Here is a 1,664-nt window from a genome sequence, read left to right on the forward strand (position 1 = left end):
AAAGACTTAAGTACTTTAGGTAATACTCTTCCTTGCTTGGCTATTATCGATTTACCGAAAACTGCATCAACCATTGACTATAGCGTAGATACGTTAATTCTAGAAAATGTACAAGATCCGGGTAACGTAGGTACATTGTTACGTTCAGCGGCAGCAGCAAATATAAAACAGATTATTTGCACACAAGGCTCTGCCTCACTTTGGTCTCCACGAGTTTTAAGAGCAGGTATGGGGGCACATTTTAGCCTGTCTTGTTTTGAAAACTTTCAATTGACCGATATTCTTCCTAAATTCGATATTCCTGTTTTCGTTACAAGCTCTCATCGCTCGACTAGTCTTTATTCAAAAGACCTTTCAAAACCATGTGTTTGGATTTTAGGCAATGAAGGACAAGGTGCAAGTGATTATGCTTTAGAACATGCACAATCAGTGACAATACCACAGCCAGGTGGTCAAGAGTCATTAAATGTAGCAATTGCAGGATCAATTTGTTTTTTTGAAATGGTTCGCCAACGCCAATAAAACGTTAATTTATTTTACATCGCTCATATTTGTGAAAAAAATCATTTACACTACTAAAAAATAGCCGATTGTTGTCAACCTCCCACCTCTTTTCAACGTTATATAAGAGATATATTGAAGATAAGGTGGGTACGTCCAATGACAGGATTTTCCATCTCCATGGATTTAGCACCGAAAAAGTCTCGATCGGAAGCATCTAGTGCTCATGCCAGCACGGCTGAGCAACGCCTAAAGGTTTTCATGCAAGATGTTACTGGTCGGGCTTTAGTGATGATGGAAAGTGCTACCCAAGGACAACAAGGCATTGCTATGGACCTGGTTCAAGAAGCATTTATTGCTTTACACAAGTCTTACGCCGATCGAAGTACTGAAGAATGGTATCCCCTATTTTATACTATTCTAAATAACAAACTTCAGGATTGGCGCCGCAAAGAAGCACGTCGGGCAAACCCATTTTCATTCTTCAAAAAAGTTAGTCTAGACAATGATGATGAAGAAATCATTGATATTGTCGATGAAAAAGCAATCAATCCAGCAGATTTTCTAGATCAAGCAGTGACCATAGAAGAGATCCAGGAAGCGATTGCAAAACTACCTGTTCGTCAACAACAAGCTTTTATGTTACGTGCGTGGGAAGGTTTTGATACCCATACTACAGCGCAAATTATGAACTGTACCGAAGGTAGTGTAAAAACCCATTATCATCGAGCAATTCAGGGACTTAGAGAGTATTTAGCGCATTTAAATCCCATGGGAGGTTCCAATGAATCATGATGATTTCACTAAAAAGGTGACATCCAAACTCGATAGTTTGGCCCATCACCATAAAAATAAAACAGTGGTGATGAATCATGTGCTTGACCATATCCAACAAAAACCAGCCTCTTATTATAGTGTCTGGAAAATGACTGGTTTTGCACTTGCAGCAGCGATTACTGGTTTTGTTATTTTACCAAATTCAGTAGATATGCTTGATAAGCCACAAAATCAAGTCGTTGTAAATCCTAAATTATCGCCACAAATGGTAGAAGATTTAGAAATGCTCATGGTGTTGGGTGAGGATAAAGTTCAACATGGTAGCTAAAAAGTTAGCACTTATACTGTGTTCATTAAGTTTCTTGCACACAAGTTTTGCAGGTTTC

The 1,664-nt window shown here is 38.7% G+C and carries 3 protein-coding genes and 1 pseudogene; all 4 read left to right on the plus strand.

Annotated features, from left to right (window positions below):
- Positions 1-522 (plus strand): TrmH family RNA methyltransferase (locus tag VXQ92_RS16965; protein ID WP_416682604.1); only part of this gene is annotated, 522 nt, incomplete at its 5' end.
- Positions 523-681: 159 nt separating this feature from the next.
- A complete protein-coding gene (locus VXQ92_RS16970) occupies positions 682-1,296 on the plus strand; it encodes an RNA polymerase sigma factor (protein ID WP_000362312.1) in 615 nt (204 codons plus the stop codon).
- Entirely contained in the window at positions 1,286-1,606 is a 321-nt protein-coding gene (locus VXQ92_RS16975; protein WP_001015075.1) for a hypothetical protein, read from the plus strand. The genes VXQ92_RS16970 and VXQ92_RS16975 overlap by 11 nt, the downstream gene beginning before the upstream one ends.
- Positions 1,596-1,664, plus strand: a pseudogene (locus VXQ92_RS16980) (restriction endonuclease); the annotation flags it as partial. The gene VXQ92_RS16975 and the pseudogene VXQ92_RS16980, both read left to right, overlap by 11 nt.

The sequence above is a fragment of the Acinetobacter sp. 228 genome, from assembly GCF_048147885.1.

What these genes read in the sequence shown, in the direction of transcription:
- VXQ92_RS16975 (WP_001015075.1), top strand. Translation starts at nt 1,286, where the DNA reads ATGAATCATGATGATTTCACTAAAAAGGTGACATCCAAACTCGATAGT.
- VXQ92_RS16970 (WP_000362312.1), top strand. Translation starts at nt 682, where the DNA reads ATGGATTTAGCACCGAAAAAGTCTCGATCGGAAGCATCTAGTGCTCAT.